General features: G+C 66.4%; 29 protein-coding genes. 12 read left to right on the top strand and 17 right to left on the bottom strand.

Translation table 11 applies throughout. The features are described from left to right. Positions 1-14 precede the first annotated feature (14 nt). The 3 genes from EPL00_RS14835 to EPL00_RS14825 form a co-directional block, all read right to left on the bottom strand. Positions 15-683: a hypothetical protein gene (locus EPL00_RS14835; RefSeq protein WP_135853635.1), complete on the bottom strand. Its 669-nt coding sequence runs from the start codon at positions 681-683 to the stop codon at positions 15-17. A 104-nt stretch (positions 684-787) separates the two neighbouring features. Further along, positions 788-1,495 (bottom strand): Nmad3 family putative nucleotide modification protein, encoded by a 708-nt coding sequence (locus EPL00_RS14830; RefSeq protein WP_135853636.1) that lies wholly within the window; start codon positions 1,493-1,495, stop codon positions 788-790. A gap of 69 nt (positions 1,496-1,564) precedes the next feature. Continuing rightward, on the bottom strand, positions 1,565-1,852 hold the full coding sequence (locus EPL00_RS14825; protein WP_135853637.1) for a DUF7577 domain-containing protein: 288 nt from the start codon (positions 1,850-1,852) through the stop codon (positions 1,565-1,567). 110 nt (positions 1,853-1,962) lie between these two features. Here EPL00_RS14825 and EPL00_RS14820 point away from each other — a divergent pair, with 110 nt between their 5' ends. After that, complete coding sequence (locus tag EPL00_RS14820; RefSeq protein ID WP_135853638.1) at positions 1,963-3,231, top strand: aryl-sulfate sulfotransferase; 1,269 nt, start codon at positions 1,963-1,965, stop codon at positions 3,229-3,231. Between the two features lie 16 nt (positions 3,232-3,247). Here the strand turns inward: EPL00_RS14820 and EPL00_RS14815 are convergent, their stop codons facing one another. The 3 genes from EPL00_RS14815 to EPL00_RS14805 all read right to left on the bottom strand — a co-directional run bounded on the left by EPL00_RS14815 (position 3,248) and on the right by EPL00_RS14805 (position 6,102). Further along, entirely contained in the window at positions 3,248-4,342 is a 1,095-nt protein-coding gene (locus tag EPL00_RS14815) for a PQQ-dependent sugar dehydrogenase (protein WP_135853639.1), read from the bottom strand. A gap of 264 nt (positions 4,343-4,606) precedes the next feature. Beyond that, positions 4,607-4,858 (bottom strand): DUF7123 family protein, encoded by a 252-nt coding sequence (locus tag EPL00_RS14810; protein ID WP_135853640.1) that lies wholly within the window; start codon positions 4,856-4,858, stop codon positions 4,607-4,609. 431 nt (positions 4,859-5,289) lie between these two features. Next, positions 5,290-6,102 carry a molybdopterin synthase gene (locus tag EPL00_RS14805; protein ID WP_135853641.1) on the bottom strand — a complete coding sequence of 271 codons (813 nt, stop codon included), beginning with the start codon at positions 6,100-6,102 and terminating at the stop codon, positions 5,290-5,292. A 689-nt stretch (positions 6,103-6,791) separates the two neighbouring features. Between EPL00_RS14805 and pyrH the strand changes: the two genes are divergently transcribed. From pyrH to EPL00_RS14785, 4 genes are all read left to right on the top strand, one after another. Beyond that, a complete protein-coding gene (gene pyrH, locus EPL00_RS14800) occupies positions 6,792-7,517 on the top strand; it encodes a UMP kinase (RefSeq protein ID WP_135853642.1) in 726 nt (241 codons plus the stop codon). Then, entirely contained in the window at positions 7,514-9,361 is a 1,848-nt protein-coding gene (lysS, locus tag EPL00_RS14795) for a lysine--tRNA ligase (RefSeq protein WP_135853643.1), read from the top strand. The genes pyrH and lysS overlap by 4 nt, the downstream gene beginning before the upstream one ends. A gap of 111 nt (positions 9,362-9,472) precedes the next feature. Further along, positions 9,473-9,799: a hypothetical protein gene (locus EPL00_RS14790; RefSeq protein ID WP_135853644.1), complete on the top strand. Its 327-nt coding sequence runs from the start codon at positions 9,473-9,475 to the stop codon at positions 9,797-9,799. A 116-nt stretch (positions 9,800-9,915) separates the two neighbouring features. Beyond that, positions 9,916-11,730 (top strand): site-2 protease family protein, encoded by a 1,815-nt coding sequence (locus EPL00_RS14785; protein ID WP_135853645.1) that lies wholly within the window; start codon positions 9,916-9,918, stop codon positions 11,728-11,730. A 114-nt stretch (positions 11,731-11,844) separates the two neighbouring features. Here the strand turns inward: EPL00_RS14785 and EPL00_RS14780 are convergent, their stop codons facing one another. Next, entirely contained in the window at positions 11,845-12,363 is a 519-nt protein-coding gene (locus EPL00_RS14780; RefSeq protein ID WP_135853646.1) for a PadR family transcriptional regulator, read from the bottom strand. A 116-nt stretch (positions 12,364-12,479) separates the two neighbouring features. Here EPL00_RS14780 and EPL00_RS14775 point away from each other — a divergent pair, with 116 nt between their 5' ends. From EPL00_RS14775 to EPL00_RS14760, 4 genes are all read left to right on the top strand, one after another. After that, positions 12,480-14,024 (top strand): heme-binding protein, encoded by a 1,545-nt coding sequence (locus EPL00_RS14775; protein WP_135853647.1) that lies wholly within the window; start codon positions 12,480-12,482, stop codon positions 14,022-14,024. A gap of 280 nt (positions 14,025-14,304) precedes the next feature. Continuing rightward, positions 14,305-15,225, top strand: coding sequence for an acyltransferase (locus tag EPL00_RS14770; protein WP_135853648.1), 921 nt, complete (start codon positions 14,305-14,307; stop codon positions 15,223-15,225). A gap of 104 nt (positions 15,226-15,329) precedes the next feature. Then, positions 15,330-17,042 (top strand): histidine kinase N-terminal 7TM domain-containing protein, encoded by a 1,713-nt coding sequence (locus EPL00_RS14765; protein ID WP_135853649.1) that lies wholly within the window; start codon positions 15,330-15,332, stop codon positions 17,040-17,042. Positions 17,043-17,099: 57 nt separating this feature from the next. Further along, entirely contained in the window at positions 17,100-18,053 is a 954-nt protein-coding gene (locus EPL00_RS14760; protein WP_135853650.1) for an AEC family transporter, read from the top strand. 31 nt (positions 18,054-18,084) lie between these two features. On the opposite strand, the gene EPL00_RS14755 is transcribed toward EPL00_RS14760, so the two are convergent. From EPL00_RS14755 to EPL00_RS14715, 9 genes are all read right to left on the bottom strand, one after another. Beyond that, positions 18,085-19,662: a bifunctional N(6)-L-threonylcarbamoyladenine synthase/serine/threonine protein kinase gene (locus EPL00_RS14755; RefSeq protein WP_135853651.1), complete on the bottom strand. Its 1,578-nt coding sequence runs from the start codon at positions 19,660-19,662 to the stop codon at positions 18,085-18,087. Positions 19,663-19,667: 5 nt separating this feature from the next. Next, positions 19,668-19,802 carry a 30S ribosomal protein S27ae gene (locus tag EPL00_RS14750; RefSeq protein WP_135853652.1) on the bottom strand — a complete coding sequence of 45 codons (135 nt, stop codon included), beginning with the start codon at positions 19,800-19,802 and terminating at the stop codon, positions 19,668-19,670. Beyond that, positions 19,802-20,119, bottom strand: coding sequence for a 30S ribosomal protein S24e (locus tag EPL00_RS14745; RefSeq protein ID WP_135853653.1), 318 nt, complete (start codon positions 20,117-20,119; stop codon positions 19,802-19,804). Before EPL00_RS14745 ends, EPL00_RS14750 begins: the two co-directional genes overlap by 1 nt. 249 nt (positions 20,120-20,368) lie before the next feature. After that, the gene (locus EPL00_RS14740; RefSeq protein WP_202932653.1) at positions 20,369-20,920 is read right to left on the bottom strand and encodes a GTP-dependent dephospho-CoA kinase family protein; all 552 of its coding nucleotides are present in this window, start codon (positions 20,918-20,920) and stop codon (positions 20,369-20,371) included. Positions 20,921-20,933: 13 nt separating this feature from the next. Then, a complete protein-coding gene (gene spt4 / locus EPL00_RS14735; protein WP_135853654.1) occupies positions 20,934-21,131 on the bottom strand; it encodes a transcription elongation factor subunit Spt4 in 198 nt (65 codons plus the stop codon). A gap of 2 nt (positions 21,132-21,133) precedes the next feature. Continuing rightward, positions 21,134-21,706, bottom strand: a complete 573-nt coding sequence (locus tag EPL00_RS14730; protein ID WP_135853655.1) for a DNA-directed RNA polymerase — start codon at positions 21,704-21,706, stop codon at positions 21,134-21,136. 1 nt (position 21,707) lies between these two features. Then, on the bottom strand, positions 21,708-22,088 hold the full coding sequence (locus EPL00_RS14725; RefSeq protein WP_135853656.1) for a PIN domain-containing protein: 381 nt from the start codon (positions 22,086-22,088) through the stop codon (positions 21,708-21,710). Then, complete coding sequence (locus tag EPL00_RS14720; protein ID WP_135853657.1) at positions 22,089-23,321, bottom strand: translation initiation factor IF-2 subunit gamma; 1,233 nt, start codon at positions 23,319-23,321, stop codon at positions 22,089-22,091. Between the two features lie 162 nt (positions 23,322-23,483). Then, positions 23,484-23,651 carry a hypothetical protein gene (locus EPL00_RS14715; protein ID WP_162224232.1) on the bottom strand — a complete coding sequence of 56 codons (168 nt, stop codon included), beginning with the start codon at positions 23,649-23,651 and terminating at the stop codon, positions 23,484-23,486. Positions 23,652-23,773: 122 nt separating this feature from the next. Here EPL00_RS14715 and EPL00_RS14710 point away from each other — a divergent pair, with 122 nt between their 5' ends. Then, entirely contained in the window at positions 23,774-24,724 is a 951-nt protein-coding gene (locus tag EPL00_RS14710) for a winged helix-turn-helix domain-containing protein (protein ID WP_135853658.1), read from the top strand. A gap of 143 nt (positions 24,725-24,867) precedes the next feature. On the opposite strand, the gene EPL00_RS14705 is transcribed toward EPL00_RS14710, so the two are convergent. Continuing rightward, entirely contained in the window at positions 24,868-25,407 is a 540-nt protein-coding gene (locus EPL00_RS14705) for an XTP/dITP diphosphatase (RefSeq protein ID WP_135853659.1), read from the bottom strand. A 519-nt stretch (positions 25,408-25,926) separates the two neighbouring features. Here EPL00_RS14705 and EPL00_RS14700 point away from each other — a divergent pair. Together EPL00_RS14700 and EPL00_RS14695 are read left to right on the top strand one after the other, a co-directional pair. Further along, entirely contained in the window at positions 25,927-26,436 is a 510-nt protein-coding gene (locus EPL00_RS14700; protein WP_135853660.1) for a pyruvoyl-dependent arginine decarboxylase, read from the top strand. A gap of 83 nt (positions 26,437-26,519) precedes the next feature. After that, on the top strand, positions 26,520-26,912 hold the full coding sequence (locus EPL00_RS14695) for a DUF5811 family protein (protein ID WP_135853661.1): 393 nt from the start codon (positions 26,520-26,522) through the stop codon (positions 26,910-26,912). Positions 26,913-26,999 lie beyond the last annotated feature (87 nt).

Raw genomic sequence — 26,999 nt, 5'->3', positions numbered from 1 at the left:
TTTCCGCTCGCGCGTCAGATGGCCACGAAGCCGAGGTACGCCTCGCCCTCCGCCGAGACGTGGACCGAGAGGGCGTCGTCGGGGTCCCGCGACGAGACCGACCACTCGTCGGTCGCCCGCGCGTCGCCGACCGTGACCGTCACCGCGTAGATGCCCGCGGCCGGGAACTCGAAGTCGCGTTTCGCCGACTCGTTGGCTCCGAGGTCCAGCGACGCCTCGAACGCCACGGTCGAGTCGTTCGCCGACGCGACCCGGACCGCGACGGTTCGCGCGGTCGGTCCCGCGTTCGAGACTCGGAGTTCGTAGCCGAGATTCCGGTCGTACGTCGCCGCGGTCTCGGCCGTCGTCGCGTTCGACGTGGAGTCGTTTGCCGCGGTCTCGTTCGCCGTGGCCTCGTTCGTCGCGGACCCGCTCGTCGCGTCGGTCATGCTCACGTTCGTCGCGTCGGTCACACTCGCGTTCGTCTCGCTTCCGGTCGTTCCTCCGGCGTCAGTCGAACCCCCGTCCGTCGCGCTCGTCGCCGTCGTCCCGTTCGTCTCGTCGGGCGGCGGCGCGAGGACGCGCTCGCCCGGCGTGGACGAGGAGGTCGCGGTCGCTCCGTCGGCGTTCCCCCCGGTAGACGGCCCGCCACACCCGGCCAGAAGTACGCAGACGACGACTGCCGCAATCCAGCGCCTCGACATGGAACAGTACCTTCGCGTCGGCGAGCAAATGCCTTGTGGGACCGCGGCGGTCGGTCTACGGAGGTCGAATTTCGCTCGTCGCTCGTCGGTGACACGAGGTCCGCCTACTCGTACCCATCTTCGACTAACTCCAGCAGTTCGGCGGTCTCGCGCTCGCCGAACTTCATGGGTCGTCGCCACCACGGTCCCTTCCCGGAGTCGCTGGAGAGGTCGGTCACGAGGCGGTTGGCGGTCGCACCCTGCTCGGGCGAACTCAGTGGGACCGCCGTCTCGTAGAGGCCCGACTCGGCGTCGTCGCCCGCCAGCAGGACCGCGGCGTCGAACTCCTCGCGCTTGCAGTGGGCGTTGCTCCGGAAGGTCTCGCGTTCGCTCTCGGGCAGGTCGGGGTACTCCTCGCCCGCCACGGGGTCGCGCGCCAGCCGGAACTGGCCGACGAGGTACGCGCCCCAGTCGGACGCTATCCAGTCGCGCTCGGGCGTCCCGCGGGCCGTCAGCGTCGCGTAGAACAGCGCGTAGTCGCCCTCCCGCAAATCGAGGAGGGGCCGGGCTTTCACGCCGAACGGGTCGCCGTAGGTGTAGGCTTCGCACTCGGGGTACTCGGCGAACTCGGGGTCCAAGTGGACCGGCGCGTCGGCGGACCCCTCGGGCAACTCGGTGTCGAGGTCGAGGTCCGCGTAGGTCGGGACGGGTTCGCTGGTCGGTTCCTCCTCGGGGATGGGGACGTATTCGAAGCGCCCGTCGGGGTAGATAGGACCACGGACGCCCGGCGCGTTCGTGTTGGCTCCGACGTTGATGGCGACTGCGCGGGGCATTCGAGCGTTCCGACGGGTGCTATCGGCAAGTGACTGTCGCTCTCCGGACTTCGATGCCGGAGTCCGCGCTCACCGCGCCGACATCGGACTCACACAGTTCCGACAGTACGTGTACCCGGTGTCGTTCTCCGCGCCGCACCGCGGACAGACCACCACCGAGGAGTCCTCGCTCTGGTGGCGCTCCTCGAACTCCCGGACCTCCTCGATGGGGGTCTCCTCGATGGGAGTCGTCTCCCGGTTCGGCGGCGTCGAGCGGAACAGCGGCGCGTCCTCGTCGCTCCTCAGGTAGCGATAGATGAGCAACTGGAGGAGCGCGAAGAGGAGTACGTAGAGGACGATCCAGCCCCAAACGCCCATATCATGTCATACGGTATCATGGTACTTTGCTCTTCTGTCGGGTCCGGCGGTCGGTCGGCGAGCGACGACAGACCGGCAACCCTTAATCGGACGAGTCGAGAGGGAAACGCATGGAGCGACGACGGCGGATGCGGTATCTCGCGTGGGCGGTACTTCTACTGGGGCTGGCGCTCGGCGCGCAGGGGTTGGCGGCCAACCACGGCGTCTCGGCGAGTTCGGCCGCCGAGGGTCCCTACGAGGGCCACACCCTCGTCAGCGTCCAGAGCTACGGCCTTGACGGGAAGCTACTGGAACTGAACGAGGAGAACGAGGTGGTCTGGAAGTACGACCCGCCGAACTCGCGGGTGTTCGACGCCGAGCAGTTGGAGAACGGCAACTTCCTCGTGGCGGTGACGACCAAACTCCCGCCCGGTGAGTGTCCGTCGAACCAACTCATCGTCAACTCCGACCAGTGTATCGAGGCGAAGGTCCTCGAACTCGACTACGAGACGAAGAACGTCGTCTGGAACTACTCGTGGCACGACGAGTACATCACCCACCACGAGGTCCACGACGTGGACCGCCTCGAAAACGGCAACACCGCCATCGTGGACATGGGCAACGACCGGGCGCTCGTCGTGAACCAGTCGGGCGGTATCGTCTGGGAGTGGCAAGCCGAGAACTACCTCGCGGAAGGCACCGAGTTCCACGACGAGTACGGCGGTCCCGACGACCCCGGCGGCGAGCGCGACTGGACCCACATGAACGACATCGACAAGTTGGACAACGGGAACTTCCAGCTCTCGGTCCGGAACTTCGACGTGGTAATCGAGGTGGACCCCGAGACGAAGAACATCACGAACGTCGTCGGCGAACCCGACCAGACCGAAATCCTCGACCACCAGCACAATCCCCACAAGCTCCGGGGTGGGAACGTGCTGGTCGCCGACAGCGAGAACGACCGCGTGGTCGAGTTGAACGCGACGACCGACGAAATCGTCTGGCAGTACGGCGGCCGGGGCCTGCTCCACTGGCCGCGCGACGCCGACCGTCTGCCGAACGGCAACACGCTAATCGTGGACACTTTCAACAACCGCGTCGTGGAGATAAACCGGCGCGGCGAGGTCGTCTGGCGCTACGAGGGCGTCATGATGCCATACACCGCCGACCGGCTCTCGGTCCCCGAGGAGGACCACGAGACGGTCCCCGGAACGGAACTCCGGAGCCGCTACAGCGGCGTCAACTCGCTGGAAGGGACGCTCAAGCAGGCCGAAGCCTACGCCGCGTTCGTCCTCCCCGCGTGGATGAAACTGCCCGAACTGCTGACGCTCGCGGGGATGGCGCTCTGCGGACTCGTCTTCCTGCTGGAGTTGAGCGTCGCCGCCGTCCGCGGGCGATAGTTCTTTTCTCTCCCCGTCAAACCGGCTGAATCCGAAGCACGCGGTCGTCTTGGGGCGCGGGGGTTCCCCGGCCGTCCCGGTTGCTGGTCGTCACGTAGAGGTGGTCGTCCGGCCCGGTGAACGCCGTCCGGAGGCGACCGTACTTCCCGTCAAGCACGCGCTCTTGCTCGACGACCTCGTTTCGGTCGTTTATCCGGACGCGGTGGAGGTGGGTCCCGGCCAGCGTCCCGAAGAAGAAATCCCCCTGCCAGTCCTCGACCGGCCCGTCGTAGAAGGTCGCGCTACCGGGCGCGATGGTCGGCGTGTAGGATGCGATGGGGTCGGTGAACCGGTCGCCGTCGCTCGGTCCCATCACGTCGGGCCAGCCGTAGTTGTTCCCCGCTTCGAGGACGTTTATCTCGTCGTCGGTCGAGGGGCCGTGTTCGGTGGCGAACAGCGTCCCGTCGCGCCACGCCAGCCCCTGCGGATTGCGGTGGCCGTAGGTGTAGACGGCGTTGTCGAAGGGGTTGTCGGGGTGAGGTTCCCCGTCGGGAGTCACCCGGAGGACCTTCCCGGCCAGCGAGTCGCGGTCCTGCGCGAGACTGCCGTCGCTGGCGTCGCCGGTCGTCACGAAGAGGTTCCCGTCAGGACTGAACGCGATGCGGCCGCCGTCGTGAATCGAGGCGGCCGGAATCCCGTCGAGGACGACCGACTCGCGGACGAACTCCTCGGAGACGCGGTAGCGGACCACGCGGTTGGTCAGGCCCTCCTCGGCCTCGTAGGTCTGGTAGGTGTACGCGAGGTCCGGGTCGTCGGGGTGGAGCGCCAATCCGAGCAGGCCGCCCTCGCCGCGGGCCGCCACCTCGTCGGTGAGGTCCGCGACCTGCTCTTTGCGGTTGTTCTCGCGGGCGACGCGCTGGACGCGGCCGGGACGCTCGGTGACGAGGAGGTCGCCGTCGGGCGCGGCGTCCAGTCCCCACGGAACTTCCAACTCCATCGTGACCGTCTCGATGCGGAACCGCGGCTCGTCGGTGGTGGTCGGCTGTTCGCTCCCGGCGGTCCGCAGACAGCCGCCGATTCCGACCGTGCCCGCCGCCGCGGCCAGCGACCGCAGGTACGAACGCCGCTTCATGGGCGGGCCAACGGTCCCCCGCGAGAAAAACGGCGTGGTTCGTGGGTCGGCGTGACGGGGCGGTCGGCGTGGCGGGGCGGGTCGGCGTGGCGGGGTGGGTCGGCGTGCCGAGATGAACGGAGTCGGCGCGAAGAGGACGGACGAGACGCTACCGAGGAATTGGAAGCAGGAACTCGTGCGGGCGAACCCGCACGGGAGAAGGGAGGTCGCGTCCGAGTAGGGACCAGTCGGACGGCGCACGCAACGATTCGACTCGGGGACCGTCTACGCCGAGCAGACGCGCCACGTGGTCGCGCTCGTGTACGACCACTTCTCGATTTCGAGGTCGGTCGCCGAGTCCTTGAGCTTGACCATCAGCGCGCCGATCTCCTTCGCGGAGAGACCGACTTCGTCCGCGATGAACTTGCTCTTGAAGTACATCTCCCCGTCGTCTGCTTTGGACCGGAGGAACTGCTTGAGGCGCTGTTCCTTGGACTGCGGTTCGGGGGCGTCGGAGGGCTGGGTAGTTGCGCTCATCGTCAATTCCACGTACACAGGGAGGGATGATATAAAGGGGAGACGGTTAGTGTCGTTTTCCGACGATTTCGGTCATAAAATCTACACGAGCCCGGAAAATGGGGTAAAACTGACTTTTTAGGACGTTTTCTGAGGCTCTTTCATCGTTCAAAAACCGATTTAAGTCTTTGTTTCGGGTATTTACTGTCCGGTCGAGAACGTCATGCGAGAGACTGACATCGGCCGCCCAGCGAGGAGAGATTCCGCTCCGGACAGCCCCGCGAGCGTAGGGTGCGTCGGGACTGCACGACCGGTCGTCGCGAGAAAAACGTCGCGAAGCGTCACTCGGGGGTCGTCCCGAAGGAGTCGTCGGGGAGTTCGCCGTCGAACCGACCGGAGACGAGAAGCGACCGCGAAACCGGTGGAGTGGCGACTCGGGACCGCTCGCGGACTCAGGACTGCTCGTGGACCCAGAACTGCTCGTCGGTCGTGACCTCCTTCTTGAATATCGGCACCTCGTCTTTGAGGCGGTCGATGCCGTCCTCGACCGTCCGAAAGGCCTCCTCGCGGTGGCCCGCCAGCACGACGACGAACACGATGTCCTCGCCGTACTCGATGACGCCCGTGCGGTGGTGCATCACCACGTCGAAGACGCCCTCGCGCTCCTCCAGTTCCGCGCTGATGTCGGCCATTCGCTCCTCGGCGACCCCCTCGTACTTCTCGAATTCGAGGAGTTCGGTCGGGTCGTCGTCTTCGTCTTCCTTCGCCCGGACCCGCCCGGTGAAGGTGGCGATGGCTCCCGAGTAGGGCGCGTCGTCGGAGCGTTTGACCCGCGCGACCAGCGATTCGAGCGTCTCGTAGGGGTCGGTGTCGTCCAGTCGCGCCCGCACCTCGGCGGGGTCCACCTCGTTGGGGTCGTCGGCGCGGACGATGGTCTCGCCGGGCGCGTCGGACTCGATTCCCGAATCGTCGCCCTCGCCGACGACGACCCGCGGCGCGTCGGCCTCCGAAAAGCCGACGAGGAGCGCGTAGTCGTAGTCGGGCGCGAGGTCCGCGAGCAGGTCGTCCAGTGACCGGTCGCGCCCGGTCGCGGTCCACCCCTCGTTGTCGAGTTCGTACCTCGCGTCCGCAGATTCGTCGGGTTCGACGCTGGTCTCGGTCCGGTGGACCTCGGCGACGCGGGCCGCCTCGCCGAGGCGGGCCGCCAGTCGGTCGGCGACTCCTCGGGCCGCCGACTCGGGGCCGACGACGCTCAGTACGTGCATACCGCGATTTTGGACCGGGGCGCGCTTGTAGCCTTCGGTGGTCTCGACGGATGGTGGTACTCGTTGCTGGGTCCGTGACTGTAACCGTGGCTGGACAGCGAACCGCGACCGTAACTCCGACTGGACAGCGGACCGCGACCGTAACTGCGACCGGACAGCAGACCGCGACCACACAGCGGACTATCGCCGATTCGAAGGAGTCTCCCGCAACCGCACTGCCCCGCACCGCTCCGCACCGCACTGCACCGCTCCTCGTCCTCCCCAACCGCCTGCGGTCCTCGGTCGTCACTCCCTTCGGTCGTTCCTCCGTGCGGTCCTCAGCCCTCGCGCGATTGGGCACGGCACGAGGCACCGTCGGACAAACGGCGTCCGACGAGCAGTCGTTCGTGTCCTCTCACGACGACCGCGCCCGCACGCGCCGAGCAGAAAACGTAGTCCTGCGGAGCGAAACGCGGTCGCACGGAGCGTCGTTCGACAATCCAAATATTGCTAAGAAAATTGGATTGTGTGTTTTTAGAGACATTTGGGTTTCTTTCGAGGAAAGTCGATTGCGGGGGCCGAACTACGATTTTTATCGTGTGCGACGTGAACGAGCGGCACTCCTCGGCTTCGGTCGCTGACGAAAATCCGGGCGTCACTCCCGACAGTTGGCAATCCTTAAGGCCGCGTCCCGGCTACTCGGCCACAGAATGAAAGTAGTCGTCTCCATCGGCGGGAGCGTCCTCGCGCCGGACCTCGGGTCCGAGCGAGTGCGCGCCCACGCCGACGTAATCGAGGACCTCGCCGCCGAAGGCTGTACCATCGGGACCGTCGTCGGCGGCGGCGGCGTCGCCCGCGAGTACATCGGCGCGGCGCGGGACTTGGGAGCCAACGAGATCGAACTCGACGACATCGGCATCGACGTGACGCGACTGAACGCGCGACTCCTCATCGCGGCGCTGTCCGAGGAGGCCGTGCCGAGTCCGCCCGAGGACTACGAGACCGCCGGTGCGGCGATGCACCGAGGAGACATCGCGGTCATGGGCGGGGTCACGCCGGGCCAGACCACCGACGCCGTGAGCGCGGCCTTGGCCGAGTACACCAACGCCGACCTGCTGGTCTACGCGACCAGCGTCCCCGGCGTCTTCAGCGACGACCCCAACGAGACCGACGACGCCCAGAAGTACGACGAACTCACCGGCGGGGAACTCGTGGACGTTATCGCCGGATTGGAGATGAACGCCGGGAGTTCCGCGCCCGTGGACATTCTGGCGGCGAAACTCATCGAGCGGTCGGGCGTGCGCACCATCGTCCTCGACGGCACGGACCCCGAGCGCATCGCCGACGCGGTGCGCTACGGCGAACACGAGGGCACCGACGTACTGCCCGAGGGTGCCGACGACCAGATGACCTACTGGGTCCAAGACGAGTCATGAGCGACGAGGAGACCGAACCGGCGGCCGACCGCCCGCGGGAGATGCATCCCGACGACGACCCCTACGTCCTCCAAGGGCCCCAGCCCCACGCCTTCTGGGCCGAGTCGGTCGCCGAGAAGATTCTGGACCGCGACCCCGACGAGCCGATAGTGATCAAGGGCGGTATCTCTCCCTCCGGTGTGCCCCACCTCGGGAACATGAACGAAATCGTCCGGGGCTACTTCGTCGCCGAAGCCCTCCGCGACCGGGGCCACGAGGTCCGGCAGGTGTTCACCGCCGACGACCGCGACCCGCTCCGCAAGCTCCCCCGGAAGCTGGCCGACTTGGACGGCAACATCGTGGAGCTAGGCGACGTGAACGCCGGAGCGTTGGGACGCAACCTCGGCAAGCCCTACACCGCGATTCCGGACCCCTTCGGGTGCTGTGACTCCTACGGCGAACACTTCTCGAACCTCATCGAGCGGAGCGCCGAACTGCTGGGCATCCCCGTCGAGATGGTCTCGAACACCGAACTGTACGAGGAGGGCGAGTTCGAGGACCTGACCCGCTACCTGCTCGAAAACCGAGAGACTGCTCGGGAAGTCCTCTCGCACTATCAGGACAAGGTGGACGACGAGTACGTCCCGTTCAACCCCATCTGCGAGGAGTGCGGCAAGATAACCGAGACCGTCACCGCGGTCCACCCCGACGAGGGCACCGTCGAGTACGTCTGCACCGACATGGAGGCTGGCGACCAGACCATCGAGGGGTGTGGCCACGAGGGGACCGCGACGTTCCGCGAGGGCAAACTTCCGTGGCGCTTCGAGTGGCCCGGCCAGTGGCAGGTGCTGGGCGTGGACCACGAACCGTTCGGCAAGGACCACGCCGAAGGCTCGTGGCCGAGCGGAAGCGACGTAGCCCGGAACGTGCTGGACATCGAACCGCCGGTCCCGATGGCCTACGAGTGGTTCACCCTCGACGGCGAGGCGTTCTCGTCGTCGTCGGGCCACGTCGTCATGGTCCAAGACGTGCTGGAGATGATCGAACCCGAGGTCCTGCGGTACTTCTTCACCAAGGACCCGAGCAAGGCGCGGGACTTCAGCGTCGAACACTTCGACCTCCTCGTGGACGATTTCGACGCCTTCGAGCGCACCTACTACGCCGAGGACCGCGACGGAGACGCGCACGGGGCCGACGGAAGTGACACCGACGGGAGCGACGCCGACGAGAAAGCCGCCGAAATCGCGGCGGCCGCATACCCGCCGACGATTCGGCCGACGCTGGCGGCTCGCTTCGATGCGGCGGGCGACCCGATTTCGACTCCCGACGAGAAGAGCGTCCCCGTCACCGACGACCGCCGCGCCCAACTCGACGCGCTGACCGACGAGCGGTTCGGCGAGCGCGTCCGTCTGCCCTACACCTTCGCCGCAGTGCTGGGGATGACCGACGACCCCGACCTCCGCGAGGAGATCGCCCGGCGCGAGGGCCACGTCCCCGACGACGCGCCCGAGTGGGTCACGGAGTTCGCGCTCTCGCGGGTCGCCCGCGCCCGTGAGTGGGCGCGCCGGACCGGCAACGAGTTCGACTACGAACTCAAGCGCGCCGAGATGCCCGCCGTCGAACTGGACGACGAGACGGCGGCCGCGTTGGACGAACTCGCCGCCTTCGTCGCGGACCACGACGACCCCGACGAGATTCAGGGCGAAATCTACGAGACCGCCAAGCGCCACGATATCGACATTGGCGAGTTTTTCTCGGTGGGCTACCGCCTCTTCTTCGACGACGAGGAGGGACCGAAACTCGGCCCGTTCCTCGCGAAACTGGACGAGGAGTTCGTGGTCGGCCGACTCCGCAGAGAGGCGTAGCAACCCCCTAGTCGTCGTTCAGGGCCACCATAACAAAGTGGTCAGCACTCCTTTCCTCGGGCAGAGCGTCGGGCGGCACGGTTAAGTCCGCACCGACCCAAGGAGATTACTATGGCGATAATCGAACTCAACCTCGAGAAACCCGCACTGAAGCGCGTCGAATCCGTCGAAGACGAACAGGTCGAAGACAGAGAAATTACGGCCGAGGTCGATACCGACGAGGCCGCCGACCTCGTGGACACCGAGACCGACGCCGAGGTCGAAGTCGAAGCCGAGACCGACGACGAGGGCGGGAGTCGCATCGGTCGGTACGTCCGCCGACTCGTCGTCCTCGGCGGCATCACGGCGGGTATCCTGACGGCACGCAAGTTCCGCCAGCGTCGGAAGTCTGGCGGCGAACAGCAGGACCTCGAAGAGGACTGGCAGACCGCCGAGTAGTCGCCGCGGCCCCGACGTTCGGCGACTGGCCCGTATCCGGCAGTCGGGACCCGCTGTCCCGGCCGAGTCGGCGCGTTCCCAAACGCCTTTGACCGCCGCGTCCTTTCTTTCGCGTGATGAACGACACGCTCTTGTGGATCGCCGTCGGTCTCGCGGTCTACTGGTTCGGGATGCTGTATCTCGACTCGCAGGGGTGGTTGCCGTCGTATATCGGTCTCCAAGGGCCGATTCTGACCATCCACACCAAGCGAGGCCGCCGGTTTCTGAACCGCCTCGCCAAGCCCAAACGGCTCTGGCGAGCGTGGGGGAACTTCGGACTCGGCATCACCTTGGTCGTGATGCTCGGGTCGTTTCTGCTGTTCGCGCTCCAAGCGGTGCTGGTCGTCCAGAACCCGCCGGAACCGACCGCGGTCTCCCAACCGCAGAACGTTCTGGTCATCCCCGGCGTCAACGACTTCCTGCCGCTGTCGGTCGCTCCCGAGATACTCTTCGGTCTCCTCGTCGGTCTGGTCGTCCACGAGGGCGGCCACGGCCTGATGTGTCGCGTCGAGGACATCGACATCGAGTCGATGGGCATCGCGATGCTGGCGGTGATTCCGATGGGCGCGTTCGTCGAACCCGACGAGGAGAACCGCCGCGAGGCCGACCGCGGGAGCCAGAGTCGGATGTTCGCCGCGGGCGTGACGAACAACTTCGCCATCACGCTCGTCGCGTTCGCCCTGCTGTTCGGGCCGGTGATGGGTTCTATCGCGGTCGCACCCGGCGCGCCGGTCGGCGACGCGTTCCCGAACTCGGCGGCGGCCGACGCCGGTATCGAAGGCGGCGACCGCATCGTCGCGGTCAACGGGACCGAAGTCGAGGACAACGCCGCCTTGGGCGCTGTACTCGGTAACGTCACCACTGCTGACGTGTCCGTCACGGTCGTCCGAGACGATTCACGGACGACGATGACAGTAGAGCGAAGGCTCCTCGTCACCCAGATAGCCAAGACCTCGCCCTTCAACGACGAGATAGACACCGGGTGGACGGTGACGGCGGTCAACGGTACGGACGTTGCGACCGACGCGTCGCTGGCGAGCGAACTCGCCGACCGACCGATAGCCACCTTCAGCGCCGAGAACGGCACCAACGAGAAGACGTTCACCGCCCCGGTCGGCGCGCTTGTCACCGTTCAACCGGACGGGCCAGCCCCGAACGTCTCGAACCTCTCGACGCGTGACTCGCTCGTCGTCACCGCTATCGACGGCCAGCGCGTCGCGAACGGGAGCCAGTTCTCGACGGTTCTCTCGAACTTCGAACCCGGACGGACCGTCACCGTGAGCGCCTTCTCGAAGCAGGGCGAGGAGTACGAGCGTCGCACCTTCGAGCTGACCCTCGCGGGTGACGACGAGAACGTTGACGCCGGATTCGTCGCGGCACCGGGCGTCTCCGGTCTCACCACGGTCGATTTCGGCGTTCAGTCGTACCCCGCCGAAGGGTTCCACAACGTCCTCTCGGGCGGCGTGCAGTTGCTGGGCAACACCGGCTCGGGTCCCATCGTCTCGTTCTTCACGAGCATCGGCGGGGCGCTCGTGTTGCCGCTGGCCACCCAGTCGCTGAACGCGGCCTACAACTTCGCCGGGTTCGTCGGCACGAACACCAACTTCTACGTCGTGGACGGGCCGCTGGGGGCGTTCGGCGGGGGCGTCTTCATGCTGGCGAACGTCCTGTTCTGGATCGGCTGGATAAACATCAACCTCGGCTTCTTCAACTGCATCCCGGCGTTCCCGCTCGACGGCGGCCACATCCTCCGGACGAGCGCGGAGGCGGTCGTCTCCCGACTCCCCGTCGAGGGGAGCTATCGGCTCACGAAAGTCGTGACCGTCACCGTCGGGCTGACGATGGCCTCGGCGCTGCTCATCTCGATATTCGGGCCGCGGCTCCTCGTGTGAGGAGTCCGCCTCTCTCGTTCGTTCTCGGTGACCGAGAAAATCAGTCGTGTTTCTCGAAAACTGGAGTCGCGGGAGTACGCGACGCGTCGGTTTCCGTCATCCGTGTGGCGGTCGTCACTCGTCGTCCAGTCCCATCCGCTCGGCGAACTCCTCGGGCGTGTCCGGGATGCGCTCGAAGTCGCCGAAGTCCCGCTCGTAGTGGCGGATGAGCTGTTCGACTATCCACGCGTTGAAGTCCTCGTCGAAGCGCCACTCGTCGGCCCGGTCCTCGACCTGAAACCGCTCGTCGGTGGCGAACGCCGCGAAGACGTGGTAGAAGCCCAAGATTACGTCCGCGAACTCGCGGGCCTTCCCGCCGGTCTCGTCGCGTTTCTCGGTCAGTTCGTCGCGGCCCGCGTCGGTCAACTCGAAGTACTTGCGGTCGGGTTCGTCCTCGCGCTCGATGCGCTCGGCCCACCCTTTCTCCTCGAACTTGTAGAGGATGGGGTAGACCGACCCGTAGGACGGTTCCCAGTGGCCGCCGCTGATGGACCGAATCTCCTTGAGAATCTCGTAGCCGTAGCGAGGCTTCTCGTCCAGCAGTTCGAGCACGAGATACGCGATGAGGCCTTTCGGCGGGCCGCTCTTCCGCATTGCCCGTAGTTCAGACCGTATTTTTGAAAGGCTTTCGGTCGGGGAAATCGACTGTCGAAGGAAGCGCCCGACCGCGACTCAAAAACCTATTACCCTCCGGGTACCGAGGTGGAGACATGACCAGAGAACCTCCGGCGACCAACGAAGGGTGGTACGCGCTTCACGACTTCCGAACCGTAGACTGGGACGCGTGGCGCGACGCCCCGCAGCGCGAGCGGGAGGCCGCGCTCGACTCGGGCGTCTCGTTCCTCCGCGACCGCGTGGACGTAACCGATGCAGAGGAGGGCTCCTCGGCGGTGTTCTCGATGCTCGGGCACAAGGCCGACCTGCTGGTCGTCCACTTCCGGCCGACGATGGCCGACCTCGACACGGCCGAGCGCGCCTTCGAGGAGACCGCCTTCGCCGGGTACACCGACCAGACGACCTCCTACGTCTCGGTGACGGAGGTCGGCGGCTACACCTCCGAGGAGATGACCAAGGAGCCGTCGGAAATCGAGGACACCGGGCTGGCTCGTTACGCCGAGAGCAAACTCTACCCCGACATTCCCGACAGCGAGTTTATCTGTTTCTACCCGATGGACAAGCGTCGCGCGCCCGGCGAGAACTGGTACGACCTGCCGTTCGACGAGCGCGCCGAGATGATGGACACCCACGGCGAAATCGGGAAGACCTACGCCGGACAGGTCAAACAGATAATCACCGGCTCCATCGGCTTCGACGACTACGAGTGGGGCGTGGACCTGTTCAGCAACGACCCGAACCACATCAAAGACCTGCTCTACGAACTCCGGTTCGACGAGAGCAGTTCGAAGTACGCCGAGTTCGGTCCCTTCTACTTCGGCCGCCAGTTCCCGCCCGAGGACCTGCCCGCGTTCATGGCTGGCGAGGAGGTCCCGGCCGACGAGAGCGGCGACGAGTCGGGCCACCCGCACGGCGAGGGGCACGGCCACGGTGACGGTGAGGGCCACCACCACGGCGACGAGTCGGGCGGTCACCACGGCGAGGGTGGCGGCCATCACGGCGGCGACTCCGGAGGACACCACGGCGACGACGCGGGCGGCGCGGACGACGGCGACATCCGCGGCGAACTCGAAGACCTCGACATCTACGCGGGCCAGCCCCACGGCGAGGACGTGTACGCGATGGTCCTCTACTCGGAGGCCGACCCCGACGAACTCTTCGAGGAGGTAGACGGTCTGCGGGGCAACTTCGACCACTACGACACCCACGTCAAGACCGCGGTGTATCAGGCCAACGAAGCGAGCGACCGCGACCGCTCGGCGGTCGTGAGCATCTGGGAGACCCAGAGCGCGGCCGACACCGCGGGCGGGTTCCTCGCGGACCTGCCGGGAATCGTCGCGCGCGCCGGAGAGGAGAGCGGCTTCGGCACGATGGGGATGTTCTACACCGTCAAGCCCGAACACCGCGAGGACTTCGTGGAGAAGTTCGACACCGTGGGCGGCCTGCTGGCGGACATGGACGGCCACCTCGAAACCGACCTGCTGGCCAACCGCGAGGACGAGAACGACATGTTCATCGCCAGCCAATGGGAGTCCAAAGAGGACGCCATGTCGTTCTTCCGGAGCGACGCCTTCTCGAACACCGTCGATTGGGGCCGGGACGTGCTGGCCGACCGGCCGCGACACGTCTTCTTGGCCTGACCGCGGGTTCGTCTCTCGTTCGTCCCTCCTCGCGGTCCCGACTCCGCGCTTCCCCGACGCCTCGCTCCCCGAGTCCGGTTCTTCCGCCCGGATTAATTTCTCTCTCGAACTGCTTGATTTCTCGGTCCGAACGATGATTTTGCTCGGTCAGAAAGCCGCTATTTCGGCCCGTCGGTCCGCGAACGGTCGATAGGAGTCGATTTCTGCACTCCCCGCCGCAACCAAAACCCCCATCACGTTACGAAGACAAGTGGCGGTAAGTGACGACGGAGGACCCTATATGACCAAACGACACGTGACCCTCCCGGACGAGATGGAGGACTCCCTCGAAGACTTTCTCGCGGACGTAGACCGACGGCTCTCGAACGCTGGACCCGACGAACCGGAACGGACCTGCGAGATAGTCGAGGAGGTGCTGGTGGACCTCCACGGCGACCGGGACGCCTACGACCGGTGGCAGGACGGCGAGGAGGTCTCGCCCGCCGAGAGAGTCCGCCTCCAGAGCTACGACCCGTGTAACGCGACGCTCGAAAGCGAGTACTACGCCGAGAAGGACGAACAGAAGTTCCGCCAGTCCAAGCACCTCCAGTGGCTCTGGCGGCAGTTCGACGCCACGCCGATGGCCGACAACGTGGAGTTCGCGCTCCGGTTCCGCGCGATGCTCGCCGACCACCTCTTCGCGGACTGCGGCGAGGGCTGTCGGTTCTTCAAGGGTATCTCGTTCACCTACGGCCACAACATCACGATGGGCGACAACGTGGTGGTCCACGACGACGTGCATCTGGACGACCGCGGCGAGTTGACCGTCGGCGACCGCGTCTCCATCTCGGACTCGGCGCACGTCTACACCCACGACCACGACGTGGTAGACCAGACGCAAGTCGAGAACTACCACACCGTCATCGAAGACGACGCCCGCGTGACCTACGACTCGATGATTCGGGCGGGCGTCCGGGTCGGCGAGAACTCCATCGTCGGCGCGAAGTCCATCGTCCAGCGCGACGTGCCCGCCCACCACGTCGTGGTCGGCCAACCCGCGAAGAGCGTCAAAATCAAGCCCGGATGGGAGGACGTGGCCGAACCGGTGGACGCGGAGATAGCGTCCGAGAAAGAGGCCCGTCACATCGAGGACGAGATTCCGGACGACGTGGAGATTTTCGACGAGTTCCAGCGCGACCTGCATCCGCCCGGCGAGACGTAGCCTCCTCGCCCGAACGCAGGGTTCTCCGCGGACGTAGATTTCGGCTCTGCGTCCCCGAAACGCAACCGCATGTTTAATATGAAATGGTAGTTAGGTGGTAACGAATGGCGCTATTCGGCGTCGAGTGGCAGTACCTCGGATACGTACTCGCGTACGGGTTCGCCACGCTCGGCTGCGGGGTCGCCCTCCTGCGCGCCCGGCACGTCGCGGACGCCGACACGCGACGCGGACTGGTGGCGCTCCTCGTCAGCAGCGGCGGCTGGGCCGGACTGGAACTCGCCTTCCTGCTGGCTCCGAGCCGCCCGGCGCAGTACGTCGCGTACCTCCTCAGCCTCGTCGTCGGGCTGACCACCGTCGGGGCGTGGCTGTACTTCTGCTCGGCGTACACCGGACGGTCGTTCCACAGGAGCGTCGGCTACCGTCGGGCGGCCGCGGGAGTCTACTTATTTATCGTCGCCGTGAAGGTCACGAACCCGCTCCACGGACTCTACTTCACCACTGCGGTCGTGACGACGCCGTTCCCGCACCTGTCGATTCACCACCAGACGTTTCACTGGGTCGTCTCGGGGCTGTCCTACGCCCTCGTCGCGGTCGGGTTCTTCATGCTCTACGAGCTGTTCCTCGAAGCCGACTACGACACGCGGCCGCTCGGCGTCGTCGTCGGGACGACCGGCCTCCCCGTCGCGCTCGACATCGTGGGGTTCGCGAGTCCGGCTCTCGTGGACATCAACTACGAGCCGCTGGGGGTCGCCGTCTTCGCCATCGGCGTGTTGTACGTCTTCGAGGACCGATTCCTCGCGGTCCAACTCACCGACGGCGTGGATTCCCCCGTCGTGTATCTCGACGACGAGGAGCGCATCCGAAACTACAACGGGGGCGCTCGGAGCCTGTTCCCGGCCCTCGACGGCGCGACCGGCGAGCCGCTGGCCGCCGTCCTCCCGGACCTCGCCGCGCGGGTCGGAACTTCCGACGCCGACACTGACACCAACGCCGACATTGACGCCGACGCCGATACCGACCCCGTGTTGGAGCGCCGACGAGACGGCGAGACCCGATACTATCTCGTCAGCGACACCGCGTTCACGCTCGGGCAGGCCGACATCGGGCGGATGGTCGTGGTCAGCGACGTGACCGAGACCGAGCGCCGCCGTCGGGAGTTGGAGCGCCAGAACGAACAGCTCGAAGGCTTCGCCGCGGCCATCAGACACGAACTGCTCAACACGCTCCAAATCGTCGGCGGGCGGGTCGGACTGGCCGGTCGGCAACTCGAAGACGGCGACCTACGGGACGCGCGGGAGTCGTTGCGGACCGCCTCGCGCGCGGCCGACCGCATGACGACCATCGTCGGCGACCTCTCGGACCTCGCGCGACACGGCCAAACCCTCGAAGAGACGAATCTCCTCGACTTCCCGGCGGTCGTGAACGCCGGGTGGAGGGCGGCCGCCACCGACGACCTCGCGCTCTCCGTCGAGGGCCGCGGCGCGCTCCGGGCCGAAGAATCCCGACTCGAAGACCTCTTCGAGAGCGCCTTTGCCTTCGCGGCCCACAACGGCGCGTCCGAGGTGACCGTTCGCCTCCGCGAGGAGGGCTTCGTCGTCAGCGACGACGGCGACCCGCCGCCGACCGACGACACCGAGGCGTTCTTCGAGTACGGCGTCTCGGCACCCGACCCGCAAGCTGGCATGGCGCTCCCGAACGTCAGGACGCTCGCGCGCGTCCACGGCTGGGCGGTCGAAATCGACGCCGAGTACCGGGAGGGCGTCCGCCTCGTCGTCTCCGGCGTCGCCGTCGAGCGCGAGCAGACCCGGCCCGCGTGACCGTTCCGTCTCGCCGCCTTCGACAGTTTTGTCACCCCGAGTCGCCACCGTCCGGACGTGTCACTCGTCTCTGCGCTCGGAACCGCCATCCTGCCGGTGCTGTCGGTCGCGGCGGTCGGCTTCCTCCTCGGGAAGTTGCGCGACGTTGACGTGGACGCGCTCGGGACCATCACCATCTACGTCCTGACGCCCGCGCTCATCTTCCACAGCCTCGCCACCTCCGACATTTCGGGTGCGCTGGCCGCGAGGCTGATTCTCGCCGTCGCGGTCTTCACGGTAGCGATGGTCCTGCTGGCGGAGGTCGTCGGTCGCTCGCTGGGCGAGTCCGAACCCGCGCTGGGCGCGCTGGTCCTCTCGTCGTCGTTCCCGAACGCGGGCAACTACGGGATTCCGCTCTCGGCGTTCGCGTTCGGCGCGGTCGGGCGCTCGACGGCGGTCCTGTTCATCGCGGGCCAGTCGGTGCTGATGTACACCGTCGGCGTCTATCTGGCCTCGCGCGGTGAGGGGACCGACCTCCGCGGGGCCGCCAGCGAGGTCTTTCGCCTGCCGCTGGTCTACGCCGTCGCCGCGGCGTGGCTGGCGCGCTGGCTCGGGGTGATTCCGGCCGGGGACACCGCGGCGATGGAGACGCTGAAACTGGTCGGCGACGCCTCGATTCCGGTGATGCTGCTGATGCTCGGCATCCAACTCGCCAACACCAAGCACGGCGCGGCCATCTCGCGGGTCGGCGTCTCGAACGCGCTCAAACTCGTGGTCGCGCCCGTCGTCGGGGTCGGGGTCGCGTTGCTCCTCGGTCTCGGGACGAACCCGCAAGTCGCGCGGGTCTTCGTCTTGGAGTGTGCGATGCCCGCCGCGGTCACGCCACTCATCCTGACCATCGAGTACGACTCGGGCGGCGAGGGGCTGACCGGCCCGGAGTACGTGAGTACCGCCATCTTCGTGAGTACCCTCGCCAGCGTGGTGACGCTGACGGGACTCATCGCGTTACTGCAGGCCGGGATGATACTCTGATTCGGTCCGCGCTCGGCGAATCGACGGCGGGCTACTGGTACCGACCGCGACCTTCGATTTCGCGCAGGCGGTCGAGAACCGCCCCGTCGCCGACCTCGGCGTAGGTCTCCTCGAAGGTCTCCCGGAGCGCGTCGGCGTCGTCGGCGGTCCCGGCGAGGCTCTGGGCGAAGACGTGGCAGTCCATCGCGTAGTCCTCGGCGTCGTCGGTGTTGTACCCCAGTCCGAAGTCGATGAGGTAGGTCCGGTTCGGCCCGACTCTGACGTTGCGCGTCGTGGGGTCGCCGTGGACGACCCCCGCGCCGTGAATCGCCGCGAGGTGGCGGGCCACGTCGCGCACCTTCTCGGCGGTGAGGTCCTCGCGCAGGTCGGTCTCGCCCACGCGCTCGAAGACGAGGAGGCCCTCCTCGGGGTCCACGTCGTAGACCACGGGGGTCGGGACCCCGGCCCTGCGCGCCTCGCTGGTCAGTCGCGCTTCGAGGACCGTCCGGTCGCGCCGGAGTCGCGCGTCGAGGTCGGGGTGGCGGTAGCTCTTGGGCAGGCGGCGCTTCGTGACGCGCTCGTCGCCGATTTCGACGGTCGCTTCCGCACCCTGCACTTCGGTCTCCTCGCGCCAGACCGCGACCGACTCGTCGTCCGCGCGCCAACTGACCGGCACTTGGTCGGGCCGGAAGTTCGAGTCCACCGCGGACTCCTCGATTTCGAGCGTGTCGCCCGCGCGGGCCATCTCCGCGCCGAGGACCGCAATCATCCCGGCGTTGTCACGGAGGAATCGCGGGTCGGGCGCGTAGAACTCCGCGCCGCGCTGGTCGCACATCTCCCGCAACATCTCCCGGAGGCGGGCGTTCTGCCCGACGCCGCCCCCGAGGACCAGCTCGTCGCTTCCCGTCAGTGAGAGCGCGCGCTCGGCGACTTCCGTGAGCATGGCGAAGACGTTCTCCTGCAAGGCGTAGCACACGTCTTCGACCGCCGCGCCGTCGTCGGTGGCGTCCTTCGCGGCGCTCATGATGCCCGAAAACGAGAAGTCCATCCCCTTGACGACGTAGGGTAACTCGATGTACTCGCCGTCTTCGGCGGCCTCCTCGACCTTCGGCCCGCCGGGGTGGGACCACCCGAGGTGGCGCGTGAACTTGTCGATGGCGTTGCCGACGCCGGTGTCCATCGTCTCGCCGAGGACGCGGTACCGACCGTTCCGGTAGCCCAGCACGTGGGCGTTCGCGCCCGAGGCGTTCAAGCAGACCGGCGAGTCGAACCCCGACTGCTGGCGGCCGACCTCCAGATGTGCGACCATGTGATTGACGCCGACCAACGGCACGTCGAGCGTCTGGGCCAGCGCGCGCGCCGCGGTGCCGACCGTCCGCAGACAGGGACCGAGACCGGGGCCGCGGGAGAACGCCACCGCGTCGATGGGTCCGTCGGCCGCGTCCAGCGCCGTCTCGACGACCGCCGGAATCGCGTCGCTCATGTGTTCGGCGGCCTCGCGCGGGTGGATGCCGCCGCTGTCCGGTTGGTAGGCGTCGGTCTCGATAAAAATGGAATCCGTATCGGCGTCTTCGTCGTAGACCGCGGCGCTCGCGGCCCACGCTGTGCCCTCGATTCCGAGGACGCGCATCTGGCTTACTTCCACTCGGTGTAGCCACAGCGACCGCAGTGGAGGCGGTCGTCGTGGTCGGCGAGGAACGCGTCGCCACACCGGGTACACTGCTGCTTGTCGGTCGTGCCGTCGTCGTTGTAGTACTCGTTTCGTGCCATTATTCGGCCTCCTCGGCCTCGGCCTCCGCGTCGGAGTCCGCGGCGATCTTGTTGCGTTCGAGCATGTAGTCCTGCTCAACGTCGCGGGCGTGTTCGGGGCTGTCGTAGACCTTCGCGTAGCCGACGGTCTTGCGCATCCCGAACTTGGTGTTCATCTCGTGGACGACGACCTCGCTCGAATCCTTGTCGAGTTTCGCCGCGAGGCTGTCGCGGACCGACAGGCGCGAGGGGGTCGCTTCGTCGTGGACGATCTGGAACCGCACTTCGGACCGGTGGAGCATCGGATTCTGCTCCTCGGAGAGGATTTCGACTTCCATGTGTATCGCTCAGTTACTCACTACTTGGCCACGTAGCCTGTAAAAGGATTACGAACGACGCTACGACCTTTTCCAGCGGTCGAAATTCGCCTCCGGCGAATTTCGTCCCTTGCAAAAGCTCGACCAAAACACAGCGTCACCCCCTCAGTCACGTCCTCACTTCGCTCGGATGTTCCTTCGAGGGTTCCTTGGTCCGCTCGCTCACGTTCGTTCGCTCGCGGTAGAATTGCGGGACCCGAAAGTTACCCGCTACGCCGCGTCCAGAATCTTGAACAGCGACTCGGTGTCGCCATCCATCCGGTTCAGGAGGTCGCGCATCTCGGCCTTCGTCTCGTCGGTCACGTCGGCCAGCACCATCCCCTCGTCGGGTTGCCCGTAGACGACGCTCGCGCCCAGCGGCGCGGCAACGATTGCGGGGAGAGTCACGAGGTCCTCCTCGCCCTCGACCACGAGGAGCGTCGGCTCGGGGTCCGCGATAGCGTCGCGGAGGGTTTCGACCAGCTCGCGGGAGATGGCACCGGCGGGGTTCTCGACGCGGACCACGCGGGTCTGGCCGTCGAGTCTGGCGACGCCCGCCGCCACGTCGTCGGCGACCTCCTCGCGCTTGGTCAGGCCGTCTACCACGGCCACGTCCGGGACGGTCCCGGCGCGTTCGAGGTGGTAGGTCACCACGTCGCCGACGGCGACGAGCGGGTCGCCAGCGTCCGCCAGCAGGCGCTCGGCGTCGGTGAAAATCGGTCCCATCGGCTCCTTGAGTTCCCCGCGCATCTCGGCGGGCAACGTGACGAGAACGTGGCTCACGGTCGCTGGCGTCCTATCGGACCTTCAAGGCGTACTTGCCCGGCTTGGTCACTTCCATCTCCTCGGCGATCTGGCTCTCGTCGGGATGCGCGATGATGACGTAGCCAGCCCAGTCCTCGGTGAGACTGGTCGAGCCACAGATGGGACAGGTGTCCTCGTCGGGTTCGACCACGGCGTGGCATTCGCGACAGGCGAGGCGGTCACTTGCCATCGTTACTCACTCTCGGTGGTCGCTTGCCGTTTCTCGCGCTCTTCTTTCAGCCAGCCGTGCTTGCCGAGGCCGACCTGCTTCGCCGTCAGCCCGATCTTGCTCTCGCGCGGATTGCGCTCGTCGATGCTCTTGGTGACGATGCGCGTCCGCACCGAGTCGCCGACGCCGATCGTGCGGTTCGACTCGCGGGAGGCGAGCATCTGGCCCTCCTCGTCGTAGGCGAGGTACTCGTCGGAGATCTGTGAGACGTGGAGCAGGCCGTCTACCGGCCCGATGCCGACGAAGGCACCGAAGTTGACCACTTCCACTATCTCTCCGTCCACCACTTCCTGCATCTGTGGGTCGAAGGTAACCGCGTCGAACTCCGCTTCGTAGTAGACGCCCGGTCGGTTCGGAAGCACCGCGCCGTCGCCGATGTCGTGAACGTTCACGACGCTGACGACGCTCCCGACCTCTTCGTCCATCCGACCCTCCAACTTGTCCTGCAGGAGTTTCTTCACTAGATTCGGCGTCACGTCCGCGAGGTGTTCTGGGGGGACCTCGACCGTATCCTTGAGTCTGACCCGTTTGTACATGCTAAGGTTTGCTGATTGCGAGTTTGTTCCGGCCCCTTATATGAATTACCGGTGCGCCCGCGTCGAGCAGACGCTCCTTGAGGGGGCCGTCGTTCGTGACGACGTAGTCGAACTCGGGGGCGAGTTCGACCAGTACGTCGTCTGCGTACGATGCTTCGTGTTCGACGACTCGACACCGCTCGGTCGCCAAGTCCGCGCCCACGCTGGCCGCGACGGCCTCCTCGCTCGCGCCGTCCGAGAGCTTGGAAAGTTCGTCGCAGACCGCGCGCGGAACAGCACACTCGAACTCACCGAGGAGACGCTCTAGCTCCTCGAAGACCCGCACGTCGCGTTCGACCGGCATCATTAGCGCGCTGGTGTCCATGGCGACCGTGGCGACCATCTATCCGGTGAGGGTGCCGACCCCGATGAGCCGCCAGCGAGCGCCGATGCGGCGGTTGATGGCTATCTGGGCACCTTCGGGCGCGCAGACGGGTCGCTTCAGCGTGACCTCACACTCGCCCTCGCGGGCGCTGGTCACGGAGCCGACCGTCGTCGCGGTCCCGATGGTGAGCATCAGCGGCTCGCCCGTCGAGATGTCGTCGATGTCTTGGTCGTCGACGCCGACGAGGCGTTCGAGCAGGTCCACTTCCATCGTGAACTGCTCCCACGTCGGCGGGAGCGTACCGGGCGTCCCGGCGACCTGCCCCGCCAGCGCGTCGCCCTTCGTCAGGCTCGGGTCCAGTCCCGTGCCGACGCCGAGGAGTCCGCCGGGCGTCACTTCCTCGACCGTCTCGCCGCCCGCCTGAAGCGAGCGCACGTCGGTCTCGATGGACTCCCAGCGGGTCTGGCCGCCCTCCTCGACCTCGCGGCCGGGGCGAAGCTCGATTTCGTCGCCGTTGGTCAGCTTGCCTTCGACCAGACTGCCGCCCAGCACGCCGCCGACGAGACCATCCCACTCGGTGCCGGGACGGTTGATGTCGAAACTCCGGGCGACGTGCATCCGCGGGTCGGCGTCCGGGTCGCGCTCGGGCGTCGGAATCTCCTCTTCGACCGCCTGAATCAGGAGGTCGATGTTGACCTCCTGCTGAGCCGAGATGGGGACGACCGGCGCGTCTTCGGCGACGGTGCCCTCCACGAACTCCTGAATCTGCTCGTAGTTGCGCTCGGCCTGCTCGCGGTCTACGAGGTCGATTTTGTTCTGGGCGACGACGATGTTGTCGATGCCGATGATGTCCAGCGCCATTAGATGCTCCTCGGTCTGGGCCTGCGGGACGGGGTCGGTCGCCGAGACGACCAACACCGCGCCGTCCATGATGGCCGCGCCCGAGAGCATCGTCGCCATCAGCGTCTCGTGGCCCGGTGCGTCCACGAACGAGACGGTCCGAAGCGGCTCGCTCTCGCTCCCGTCGGGGCACGTCTCGTCTACCGTGTATCGCTCTGGCTCGTCGAGGTCCGGACACTGCCGGAACGTGGCGTCTGCGTACCCGAGCCGGATGGAGATGCCACGCTTCATCTCCTCGGAGTGTTGGTCGGTCCATTCGCCGGAAAGCGCCTGCACGAGCGTCGTCTTTCCGTGGTCTACGTGACCGACCAGTCCGATGTTCACCTCCGGTTGGGCGTAATTTCCTGTCAAAGTTGACCTCCTGAAGTAATTCTACTGGAAGATTCGCCCCGAGCGAGTGATAAACCTACTGTTCTCGCTCCGTCCCGAGCGCGACGCTGAGACCCGTGGCGTCCGTTCGCACGCGTTCGCGCTGTCGATTTTTCGCCCCGCTCCGCGTCGGAACTGCACGGTTCATCGCGGTCGGTCACGGCTCTGTCGTCGGTACACGTCGTAGAGGACACCCGCCGTGATGAGAACCCCCGCGACGACGACGAGGGTGTCCTCCCGGTCGCCGAACAGGCCGGTCTGCTCCGGGACGGCAGTCGCTGTTCGGCGGCGCGTTCGATCTTCGAGGGCCATGCTGTCTGCCCAGAGACCACGCGCGCCAGCATACGAATTTCGGCCGCGACCGATTGGTAGACGATGCTACAAAAATACAGTAACGGCAACACTTTAGCAGTTCGCCGACGCAACTCCTCGTCATGAGCGGAACGACTGGGCCGAACGCGGACCTCGACGCCGAGGAGGCCACCATTCAGGACTGCGAGGAGTGCGTGGCCCCGGCCGAGGCATTCTCGGTCATCGCCAACGAGACGCGACTGTCGATTCTGGAGGCGCTCTGGCAGGCACCCGACCGGCCGGTGACGTTCTCGCAACTCCGACGGGACGTGGGAATGGCCGACAGCGCGCAGTTCAACTATCACCTCAAGCAACTCACCGACCACTTCGTCGTCCAGACCGACGACGGCTACGACTTCCGGCAGGCCGGAAAGAAGGTCGTCCGCGCGATTCTGGCGGGGTCGTTCAACGAGCATCCCGAGCTGGGGCCGTTCGACATCGACAGCACCTGCGCGGAGTGTGGCGGTGGCTTGCAGGCGTACTACCACGACGAGATGCTGGCCATCGAGTGTACCGCCTGCGGGAAGAACCACGGCCAGTACCCCTTCCCGCCGGGCGGTCTGAACGACCGGACGCGCGAGGAGATAATGGACGCGTTCAACCAGCGCGTGCGCCACCTCCACTGTCTGGCCGCCGACGGGGTCTGTCCGGAGTGCAACGGCCGGATGACCACCACCGTCACGCGCGACACCGAGGACTACCTCGGACTGGAGGTTCGCGTGGACCACGAGTGCGAGCAGTGTCGCCACCAACTCTACTCGGCGGTGGGTCTCTCGCTCCTCGACCAGTCGGACGTGGTGACGTTCCATCGCGAACACGGCGTGGACCTCTGTACGACGCCCTACTGGGACCTCGCGTGGTGTGTCAGCGACGAACAGACGACCATCCTCTCGGCGGAGCCGTGGCAGATTCTGGTTGAGATTCCGCTCGACGACGAGATGCTGTCGGTGACTCTCGACGGCGAACTGAACGTCTTGGAGATGGAGCGGTCCTGCGGCGCGTCGGCCGACGGGACGAAAGCGATTTCAGACTGAGCGAGCGCAGAGAAACATTCCCGCCGTATAGAATCAGTAAGATGCGGGATATATCACCCTATTCGGCCGCCAGCGACCGCGACCGGACGGGGGCTTTCTAACACCTCTTTGCCCTGTTTTCGGTTATTTCAGTCGTCTTTCGCTCAATCCTCGGCCAGCCAGTCAGCGAACTTCGCCAGCGCCCGGCCGCGGTGGGAGATGGCGTTCTTGCGCTCGGTACTCATCTCGGCCATCGTCGCGCCCTCGTGTTCGAAGATGGGGTCGTAGCCGAACCCGCCGTCGCCCCGCGGCGCGACGATGCGTCCCGGCACGGCCCCCTCGAAGGTCCGGGCCTCCTCGCCGTCGTAGTAGGCGACGACACAGCGGAACTTCGCCCGGCGGTTCTCCTCTCGCTCCGCGAGGTTCCAGACGCGCTCGACGCCCACGGTGTCCTCGACGTACGACGAGTAGGGGCCGGGGAAGCCGCCGAGCGCGTCCACGAACAGACCCGCGTCGTCCACGAGAACCGGGTCGTCGCCGCCGGTCTCCTCGAAGGCCTCTCTCGCTCCCGCGACGGCGATGTCGCCGAGGTCGTCGCTCTGAATTTCCGTGTAGTCGTAGTTTATTTGCTCTACGTCGTCGGTGAGGTACTCGCGGGCTTCCCGGACCTTGCCCGCGTTGCTCGTCACGAATCTGATGGTCATGTGAGTAGTGCGCTCCAGTTGGTTCTCGGTCGGTCGGCGGCGAGGTTATGGGTGTTGGTTCGCATCTCGGGCTTGCGTCCGTCGTACTGCACAGCACCGCGACAGCGACGGCACTGTTACCGCGATGGCCGACAGCACTACCACTACGACGGCCGACGGTACTGCGACCACGAACCGCACTGTCGCCGATAAAAAGGAGTCGCCGCCCCGCAACCGCACAGCACGTCACCGCGCCCCGGACCTCCTCGCCTGTATGCTCGGCCGCGCAGACCCGTGACGCGGCCGAGCGCGCGGCGTCCCGTCGAGCGAAGTGAGACGAGGCTCGGAAGACGTGGTTTATCTTCCGGCGCATCCTGTCGGTGGTATCGCGGAGCGTTCGCTCGGGACTGTGTGGTAGAACGCGGTCGGGAATCGAAGAATCTCGTGTGCAGACCGTGAAGCGTGCCAGCTTGCGTCACTCAGGTCGGTAACAGTTCAGAAATCGCAACCCCTTACCCTCCCCGGCATCTGCCATCGACTATGAGTACGATTCGGGTCGCGTGGGGGACCGGGACCGGGCCGACCGAGATGTCTTCCTACGACGCCGCCCTCGCCGACGCCAACCTCCACAACTACAATCTCGTGGCGGTCTCCTCGGTGATTCCCGCCGATACCGCCGTCGAGGAGGTCGATACGGCTCCCGACCTCGGTCCCGCGGGCGAGCGCCTGACGGTCGTGCAGGCCCGCGCGACCTGCGTCGGTCCCGGCCGCGTCTCGGCCGGACTCGGGTGGACCACGAGCCACGGCGAAGCGAGCGACGAGGGAGCCAGCGACGAATCCGGCCCCGGCCTGTTCTACGAGGCCGCCGACGAGACCGACCCCGAGGAGGTCGCCGAGCGCGTCCGGACCGGCCTCGCGGCGGGCCGCGAGTTGCGCGACTGGGAGTTCACCGACGAGCGGATTCGGACCGCCGACGTTCGCGCCGACCCCGGCACCTTCGCCACCGCGGTCGTCGTCGCGGCCTACGGCGAGAGCGAGCCGATTTGTTGACCGCCCTCGCCGCGACCGTGTCACAGCCTGCCGAAGCCGAGAGCTTTTAAAGGATTGGGTCCTAACGTACCTTCGTCAGACCGATGAACGGAAACACCCCCTACGCGGGCGTCCCCGGAAAGACGCAGGCAGGCCACCGCGCGGAGACCGACGTGCCCGACCTCTCCCCGGAGCAGAAGGAGTCGCTCCGCGACAGTATCACCGCTATCGCCAGCCAGACCCGCGAGTTCCTCCCCGACGAGTACGTCGTCGGGTCGAAGGTCGCCGACGACGGGAGCGGACCGCAGGCCCAAGTCTCGGTCCAACCGCCGGTCGGTCACCCGGTGAGCGCGGGCTTCCAACCCGACCTCGAGGACTTCGACGGCGACGACCTCGTGACCCACGAGGAGGCCGAGGTCGCTCGCGGACTCGCGGCCAGCGCGGCCATGCAGGTCAAGCAGATGATGGGCGACAACATCACGCCGACCGCGCGATAAGCAGGGTTCGCCGACCGCGGTTCACCGCTTTCTCCGTCGTTCAGTCCCGACCAACGCGTTTCAGGGCGACGACTCGCCGACGTTTCC

This window comes from Halorussus salinus (genome assembly GCF_004765815.2).
GTDB classification, from domain to species: domain Archaea; phylum Halobacteriota; class Halobacteria; order Halobacteriales; family Haladaptataceae; genus Halorussus; species Halorussus salinus.
This window is presented reverse-complemented; position numbering and strand designations above follow the sequence as displayed.

Coding starts and splice junctions, on each gene's coding strand:
- EPL00_RS14770 (WP_135853648.1), top strand. CDS start 14,305: ATGACCAAACGACACGTGACCCTCCCGGACGAGATGGAGGACTCCCTC.
- spt4 (WP_135853654.1), bottom strand. CDS start 21,131: ATGGCAAGTGACCGCCTCGCCTGTCGCGAATGCCACGCCGTGGTCGAA.
- pyrH (WP_135853642.1), top strand. CDS start 6,792: ATGAAAGTAGTCGTCTCCATCGGCGGGAGCGTCCTCGCGCCGGACCTC.
- EPL00_RS14830 (WP_135853636.1), bottom strand. CDS start 1,495: ATGCCCCGCGCAGTCGCCATCAACGTCGGAGCCAACACGAACGCGCCG.
- lysS (WP_135853643.1), top strand. CDS start 7,514: ATGAGCGACGAGGAGACCGAACCGGCGGCCGACCGCCCGCGGGAGATG.
- EPL00_RS14730 (WP_135853655.1), bottom strand. CDS start 21,706: ATGTACAAACGGGTCAGACTCAAGGATACGGTCGAGGTCCCCCCAGAA.
- EPL00_RS14810 (WP_135853640.1), bottom strand. CDS start 4,858: ATGAGCGCAACTACCCAGCCCTCCGACGCCCCCGAACCGCAGTCCAAG.
- EPL00_RS14835 (WP_135853635.1), bottom strand. CDS start 683: ATGTCGAGGCGCTGGATTGCGGCAGTCGTCGTCTGCGTACTTCTGGCC.
- EPL00_RS14695 (WP_135853661.1), top strand. CDS start 26,520: ATGAACGGAAACACCCCCTACGCGGGCGTCCCCGGAAAGACGCAGGCA.
- EPL00_RS14780 (WP_135853646.1), bottom strand. CDS start 12,363: ATGCGGAAGAGCGGCCCGCCGAAAGGCCTCATCGCGTATCTCGTGCTC.
- EPL00_RS14715 (WP_162224232.1), bottom strand. CDS start 23,651: ATGGCCCTCGAAGATCGAACGCGCCGCCGAACAGCGACTGCCGTCCCG.
- EPL00_RS14820 (WP_135853638.1), top strand. CDS start 1,963: ATGGAGCGACGACGGCGGATGCGGTATCTCGCGTGGGCGGTACTTCTA.
- EPL00_RS14825 (WP_135853637.1), bottom strand. CDS start 1,852: ATGGGCGTTTGGGGCTGGATCGTCCTCTACGTACTCCTCTTCGCGCTC.
- EPL00_RS14815 (WP_135853639.1), bottom strand. CDS start 4,342: ATGAAGCGGCGTTCGTACCTGCGGTCGCTGGCCGCGGCGGCGGGCACG.
- EPL00_RS14725 (WP_135853656.1), bottom strand. CDS start 22,088: ATGGTCGCCACGGTCGCCATGGACACCAGCGCGCTAATGATGCCGGTC.
- EPL00_RS14710 (WP_135853658.1), top strand. CDS start 23,774: ATGAGCGGAACGACTGGGCCGAACGCGGACCTCGACGCCGAGGAGGCC.
- EPL00_RS14775 (WP_135853647.1), top strand. CDS start 12,480: ATGACCAGAGAACCTCCGGCGACCAACGAAGGGTGGTACGCGCTTCAC.
- EPL00_RS14790 (WP_135853644.1), top strand. CDS start 9,473: ATGGCGATAATCGAACTCAACCTCGAGAAACCCGCACTGAAGCGCGTC.
- EPL00_RS14805 (WP_135853641.1), bottom strand. CDS start 6,102: ATGCACGTACTGAGCGTCGTCGGCCCCGAGTCGGCGGCCCGAGGAGTC.
- EPL00_RS14755 (WP_135853651.1), bottom strand. CDS start 19,662: ATGCGCGTCCTCGGAATCGAGGGCACAGCGTGGGCCGCGAGCGCCGCG.
- EPL00_RS14750 (WP_135853652.1), bottom strand. CDS start 19,802: ATGGCACGAAACGAGTACTACAACGACGACGGCACGACCGACAAGCAG.
- EPL00_RS14785 (WP_135853645.1), top strand. CDS start 9,916: ATGAACGACACGCTCTTGTGGATCGCCGTCGGTCTCGCGGTCTACTGG.
- EPL00_RS14700 (WP_135853660.1), top strand. CDS start 25,927: ATGAGTACGATTCGGGTCGCGTGGGGGACCGGGACCGGGCCGACCGAG.
- EPL00_RS14705 (WP_135853659.1), bottom strand. CDS start 25,407: ATGACCATCAGATTCGTGACGAGCAACGCGGGCAAGGTCCGGGAAGCC.
- EPL00_RS14745 (WP_135853653.1), bottom strand. CDS start 20,119: ATGGAAGTCGAAATCCTCTCCGAGGAGCAGAATCCGATGCTCCACCGG.
- EPL00_RS14765 (WP_135853649.1), top strand. CDS start 15,330: ATGGCGCTATTCGGCGTCGAGTGGCAGTACCTCGGATACGTACTCGCG.